The following is a 5,992-nucleotide window of genomic DNA, read 5'->3' on the forward strand; positions in this document are numbered from 1 at the left end:
AATTTTTTTTTAAATTACTTAATATATTTCTCTTTGTGGTTGGGATACAAGGAGATTGGGCACAACCAGCTCTCGATTTTACTGCGGTTGGTGCGTTTTGTGTCGCGCCCGCCTTAAGGCTGCCGCTACACAAAAGGCACAATCCGCTGTAAAGGCGAGAGCTGGTTCTGCCAACTCTCCTTGAAGCCGATCCTCATAGAGTCTTATATTAAGTAATGTAAACACTTATTTCACAAATCAGGATCAGAGTAAATTATGCTATTCGGATTTGGCAAAAAGCTAACTCTACCTAAACCTGAAGAAGCTTTGCCGGGACGGGCAGAACAAATGCCAGTCCCTGCGACGCACTTTGTCAACGGTAATCGATTAAAGCCCCCGTTTCCAGAGGGAATGGAAATGGCCATGTTTGGTATGGGGTGTTTCTGGGGTGCAGAACGCAAATTTTGGCAACTGAATGGAGTTTATACCACCGCAGTTGGCTACGCTGCGGGAGTGACGCCAAACCCCACTTATCAAGAAGTTTGTACGGGGATGACGGGTCACAATGAAGTTGTTTTTGTTGTGTACGATCCGAACGTAATTAGTTACGAACAACTGTTGAAAGTGTTCTGGGAAAGTCACGATCCGACCCAAGGAATGCGCCAAGGTAACGACGTTGGCACGCAATATCGTTCGGGAATTTATGTCTATTCCCAGTCGCAAAACAAGCTGGCGTCAGCATCAAAAGCTGCTTACGAGCAAGCGATCAAAGGAGCAGGTTACGGGAAGATCAGCACTGAAATTTTAGATGCTCCCGAATTTTATTACGCGGAAGCTTACCATCAACAGTACCTGGCTAAAAATCCCGGTGGTTACTGTGGTTTGGGAGGAACAAAAGTTTGCTTCCCTGAGAATGTTTCATTAGGCAATTAGCGGTAGAGCAAGTAAGCATCAACCACGGTGTAGGGGCACGGCGTCAGTAAATGTTGTAAATAACCCAACAATATTCGGATGCCGTGCCCCTACACTCAATCCAAAATCAGCAACAGGACTGATGCAAAGAAACAAAGGACGAGCCGAAAAATCGTTGGTCTGGTAACCAGAGATTGACTCTTCACCTTTGTTTCTGGCAACACCCTGGGGTAACTCCTGAGCAATCCAAAATCCACGCTGCACTTTCCAGATGAAGTTAACTTACCTTGGGTGTCGCTGCTTCGCGCATGAGTTCAGATGGTTTGTAATTATCTGTAATTACTTGGGGACAGCGCATACAAGCTGCTTTGCCTTCTTGCTTCCACCACCGACAATCTCGGCGGATAGAACAGGGGGGCAATTCTTCTGCTACTGCTGGCAATTTCTCTACAACTCGCATTGCCAAACGGCAATCTTTGCCATCAAAATGCTGACAACCTTTAGTTGCACAAGGTGCCGCTGTGCGAAAAATTTCGGCGGGTGTAACTGGGCTGGCTTTTGCGATTAATTCCTCCGTAATGGGGAGGGGCTGTTTGAGATAAGCGACGCGGGGATCTGTTACCGTTCCGCCAATTACCCCGAAGACAACACCATCATCTGATTCTGGTCTGGCACTGGGGCAAAGCGTAGTTGTATCAACAACAATGTCTTTCATAAATTCAGCCTCTACTCAAAAGACTTTTTAACACTTGAATGCTTAAGATAGAAGTACTTCTTTGTTTGTTGGTGCGATCATTTTCCCCATTATCATCGGCGGACAAATAAACTTAATGGGTGGCTTTGTAGGCTGAATCGGCACGCAAATAGGATCCTTGGGCAGATAAATGGGATCTGCTTCTTCTAATAGAAAACTTTCAGCCTGACCCCCCGCGACTCTTGCCGCTTCCCGATCGGACAAAGTTTCCCAGCCGCTGCGTCGTGCGATCGCATTGGCAACGGCATCATCAATCAGGTCATTAATTTCAATGCCGCTGTAACTTATTTTGTTTGGGTTCATTTTGTTCCTGCCTGTTAACTTGTGAATCGAGTGAGGATTAATTGATGTCTGGAACGGTTGCTTGGCGCTAGCTGGCAGCAATGTTTTCCATCAATTAATCCTCGATTGCAGAGCCTTTTTTACAATTTAAGGCTGACAACCAAGCCTATATAGTAGCTGAAATTACTATTACCCCTGCAGATACAAAATCCGGATTGTCAAAGCTAGCCACAACCATGAAGGGAAAAACAGGAGGATCTATGGGCAAACTTGGCTTGGTGGTTACGAGATCTATGGGCAAACTTGGCTTGGTGGTTACGAGATCGATCGGCTTCAATTCTACGCTCGTACAATTGTTGGTTATTGCACGTACTCCACCGGCAACGCTTGCTGCTTCCTCGTCAGACAAATCTTCCGAGAATCCTCGGCGCGCCATCGCATTTGTCACAGCATCATCAATCAGGTCATTAATTTCAAATTGACTGCTGGGCTTTCTTTGGTTTGGGTTCATTTTGTACCTGCCTGTTAACTTGTGAATCGAGTGAGGATTAATTGATGTCTTGAACGGTTGCTTGGCGCTAGCTGGCAGCAATGTTTTCCATCAATTAATCCTCGATTGCAGAGCCTTTTTTCCAATTGAAGGTTGATAATTAAGCCAATTCAGCACCTTTGTCTGGTATGGGCATCAACCCAGCTATAATTGGCGGTGGATCGCAAGGTTTGGGTGGACAAGGTTTGGGTGGACAAGGCAGAGGCGGATAAGACTTAATCGGGGGATAAATCGGATCGATGGGCAAACAAATTGGCTTGGTGGGTGGCGGATAGATTGGCTTAAATCCTGCGATCGCGATATCGTCTATCGCCATTTCACTTGCTGCCAACCTACCACCGGCAACGCTTGCTGCTTCCTCGTCAGACAAATCTTCCGAGAATCCTCGGCGCGCGATCGCATTTGTCACAGCATCATCTATCAGGTCATTAATTTCAAGTTGAGTGCTGGGCTTTCTTTGATTTGGGTTCATTTTTACCTTCCTGTTAACTTTTCATTCGATTCAAGATTAACTGATGTCTTGCACCCCCTGACAAAAGAAAGGAGACAGAAGCTGCTTCGCTTTGATTGGCTTGCAGCAACTGCTTATAGGTCAAGGTTCAATTGTCATAAAAAAAGAGATTATGACAACTGATTTATGACCACTGAACCGAAACATAAAAGAGGTGTAAGACTCAGTTGTTGTATGACTTATTAGACAAGATAACCAAACGCAAGAAAGCCGTGTTGCCACTTTGGCAACCTTTTGACGCAAACACCAAAGTTTCTCTGAAAAATCGTTGATGGCAACGAAAGATCGCAGCCAGAAACAAAGGTGATAGGATAAGAAACCGGGTTTCTCTGAAAAATCGTTGATGGAAACAAAAGAGCGCAGGCAGAAACAAAGGTGATAGGATTGTTGGTAAAACTTTTAGGGTGCTATAATATGCACCCTACTGCCGATCTACTGCAAAATTACGAACTGCATGGGTTCGAGTTCGAGTTGGATAAAACGCGATTCATTATCGGCATGTTTTTGGACGGGGACGGTTCCCTGCTTTCCGTAAAGAAACTTCATATTATTGCCCGGTTTGTGGTGGATATCGCTATCGACAATAACGAAATCGTTGCGACGTTCTGTAGTAGATGTATTGTAAGCAATTAAAACTTCCTCGCCAGCGAGGATGCGCGAGAACGCCAGGGTGCAAGGTTGACTTTGGGGTAAGCCAAAATCGCTACCGTTGCCGGAAATTTCTCGGAAATACATGCGCCCGAAGCGCAGGGCTGCAATTTGTGGGAATAGTTTGGCTATTTTGGCAATTTCTTGATAAATTATGCAATTTCGATTCAGGTAGTTAACATCAGGATTATCCAAGTCGAACATGGCTTCCCGAATAAATTTATCATCGTTGCCTGCGCCGGAAAATCCCTGTTCCGTTCCGTAATAAATGCAGGGGGTTCCGATTGCACAGAGCAAATATCCAATTGCTGCAATTACCTGTTTGTCGGGGGTATCGGTTGCAAACCTCCGCTTGTAATCTTGCCCAATTTGGTCGTGATTATCGACAAAAGTTACTAGATAGCGCCCTAATTCTCCCAGCGTCAGGGCATGATTCCTCAACGCTTCATAGCGGTTAATTAAATTCATCGGAGAACTAAAGCCTTTAATGACGCCGGGAAGCGACCAGTAAAGGGGAAAATCTAAAACAGAATTTAACCCAAAATAGACGGTTTTGTTATTGACTTGGGTGGGAGTATTGGGGCCAATATAGCGGTTAATTGCATCCTCGCCCGCGACGAGTTCTCCGAATAGGAAAAACCAGCGTTTACCCAGGCGGTAGGCATACTCGCGGATATTGGAACAAAAGCGCGCAACGGCAAGTTCTCCCATGTGTTTGACTGCATCGATGCGGAACCCATCAATATCGGCTTCGCGCATCCAATAACAGTGGGCTTTGATTAAAATATCTTGGAGAATCAAACCATCGGGGTCGTCATCGTTATTGAAGCCTTTGAGTGAGAAAAAGTCGCCGTGTTGCGTTTCGGGATAGGCATCCCAGTTGCGAATTTCGCCGCGACGGTGGTAGTAATTTGGGTTTTGTAATTCGGTGGGGATGGGACGATCTGGGCGGCGCAATCCACCAAAGGGAAACTGTCGATCTTTGTAATAATAATAGGGATAGTCTCCTGGATAGTACCAATTATCGCCAGAGTGGTTGACGACGACATCGAGAAAAACCCGCATGTTTCTGATGTGTGCGGCGAATACTAAATCGATTAAGTCTTGCTTGGTGCCAAAGCGGGGGTCAATTCTAAGATAGTTTTGAATGGCATAACCGTGATATTTGTCTGAGTTGTAATCGGGTTTGCCGTCTTTTTCAAATGCACCGTTATTCTCGAAAATAGGACTCAACCAAATGGCGGTGCAGCCAAGGTTTTTGATGTAATCTAAATGATTGGTAATGCCTTCGATGGTGCCACCGCAAAATTTTCCTAATTGTTCGCTATTGCCGCTACCTTTTGAGCGATCGCTTTTCAGCAGGGGTGCGCGATCGAGACTGTCGTGGAACCGATCCACCATGATAAAATAGATAAACTCTTCCCGCCATTCGCGATCGATGTTCCAGTATTTCTTGCCGGGAATTGGTGTCAGGTCAAGTTCGGCAATTGAAGTTGGTTCTCTCATGGTACAATCCTCAAGTATTGGCAAATGGTAGATGCACCGTGGAGCGGGTTAAGCTATCTTCCCTCTATCTGTAGAGTAGGTATCACCCATCCAATTTTCACGCCCATTAATTTAAAACAGCGTGTCTCTCTCTATTTTCCTTATCGTTATGGGGTGTTTGAGTAAAGCTTTCGTGAAGTTGCGTTTAGTATTAATGAAGATATTTTATCCGGTGGGCGAATAGCCAGAAATAAATTTCTGACTTAAACAGGACTTACGCAAAGAAACTTTGGTGATCCGAAAAATCGTTGGGAAAGGGAACCAGAAATATGCATACCCTAGCTTGCGCGAACGACTCTTCACCTTTGTTTCTTTTCTGGTCGTGCGTCAGTCCTGTTAAAGCTAAAATCCTTTAAAACCGTTTGTATGTAGGGGCGGAAAGCGCAGCAGCGTGCCTTTAGGCATCTCGCTTAGGGTGGTCCAGGCGATATGCCGACCGCACGCTGTGCGCGCGATCGCTCGCTCAATTACAATTGTTCTGGGTCGTGCCTCGTTTTCGCAATTTCTCTATCAATGCTTGATAGCGTTGTTGCTCTTGTTCTCGCAGGATTCGTTCTTGTTCTAGTTGTGCGATCGCTTCGCGTGCGGTCGGCATATCGCATCCTCTGCACGTTGATTAAGTTCAACAGGCGTGAGAAACTTTTGCCCATCAGGGCGATAAATTTCCAGGGTGTCTTCTTTCAATTCAAATCTGATGCCTAACCTTGGACTTATCCAACCGTTCATTTCTTCAATGGGTTCTAACCAATCTCCAGAACGGGTAAAACCTGTTAATTCTATTTCGTCTGGGTCATAAACGTAATATTCTTCC

7 protein-coding genes and 1 pseudogene are annotated in these 5,992 nt (G+C 45.4%); 1 reads left to right on the top strand and 7 read right to left on the bottom strand.

The genetic code is table 11. The features are described from left to right. The first annotated feature begins 252 nt into the window (after positions 1 to 252). Complete coding sequence (gene msrA, locus ACE1CM_RS01650) at positions 253 to 912, top strand: peptide-methionine (S)-S-oxide reductase MsrA (RefSeq protein ID WP_374875672.1); 660 nt, start codon at positions 253 to 255, stop codon at positions 910 to 912. A gap of 256 nt (positions 913 to 1,168) precedes the next feature. Here msrA and ACE1CM_RS01655 read toward each other — a convergent pair whose 3' ends face one another. From ACE1CM_RS01655 to ACE1CM_RS01685, 7 genes and pseudogenes are all read right to left on the bottom strand, one after another. Next, positions 1,169 to 1,606, bottom strand: a complete 438-nt coding sequence (locus ACE1CM_RS01655; protein ID WP_374875666.1) for a nitrogen fixation protein — start codon at positions 1,604 to 1,606, stop codon at positions 1,169 to 1,171. Between the two features lie 42 nt (positions 1,607 to 1,648). Continuing rightward, positions 1,649 to 1,948 (bottom strand): hypothetical protein, encoded by a 300-nt coding sequence (locus tag ACE1CM_RS01660; protein ID WP_374875667.1) that lies wholly within the window; start codon positions 1,946 to 1,948, stop codon positions 1,649 to 1,651. 145 nt (positions 1,949 to 2,093) lie between these two features. Further along, entirely contained in the window at positions 2,094 to 2,438 is a 345-nt protein-coding gene (locus ACE1CM_RS01665) for a hypothetical protein (RefSeq protein WP_374875668.1), read from the bottom strand. A gap of 139 nt (positions 2,439 to 2,577) precedes the next feature. Next, positions 2,578 to 2,949, bottom strand: coding sequence for a hypothetical protein (locus tag ACE1CM_RS01670; RefSeq protein ID WP_374875669.1), 372 nt, complete (start codon positions 2,947 to 2,949; stop codon positions 2,578 to 2,580). A 471-nt stretch (positions 2,950 to 3,420) separates the two neighbouring features. After that, positions 3,421 to 5,142, bottom strand: coding sequence for an alpha-amylase family glycosyl hydrolase (locus tag ACE1CM_RS01675; RefSeq protein ID WP_374875670.1), 1,722 nt, complete (start codon positions 5,140 to 5,142; stop codon positions 3,421 to 3,423). A gap of 502 nt (positions 5,143 to 5,644) precedes the next feature. Beyond that, the gene (locus tag ACE1CM_RS01680; RefSeq protein ID WP_374875671.1) at positions 5,645 to 5,776 is read right to left on the bottom strand and encodes a hypothetical protein; all 132 of its coding nucleotides are present in this window, start codon (positions 5,774 to 5,776) and stop codon (positions 5,645 to 5,647) included. Next, positions 5,743 to 5,992 (bottom strand): annotated as a pseudogene (locus ACE1CM_RS01685) (Uma2 family endonuclease); the annotation flags it as partial. The pseudogene ACE1CM_RS01685 and the gene ACE1CM_RS01680, both read right to left, overlap by 34 nt.

Source organism: Microseira sp. BLCC-F43, assembly GCF_041929235.1.
GTDB lineage: Bacteria > Cyanobacteriota > Cyanobacteriia > Cyanobacteriales > Aerosakkonemataceae > Microseira.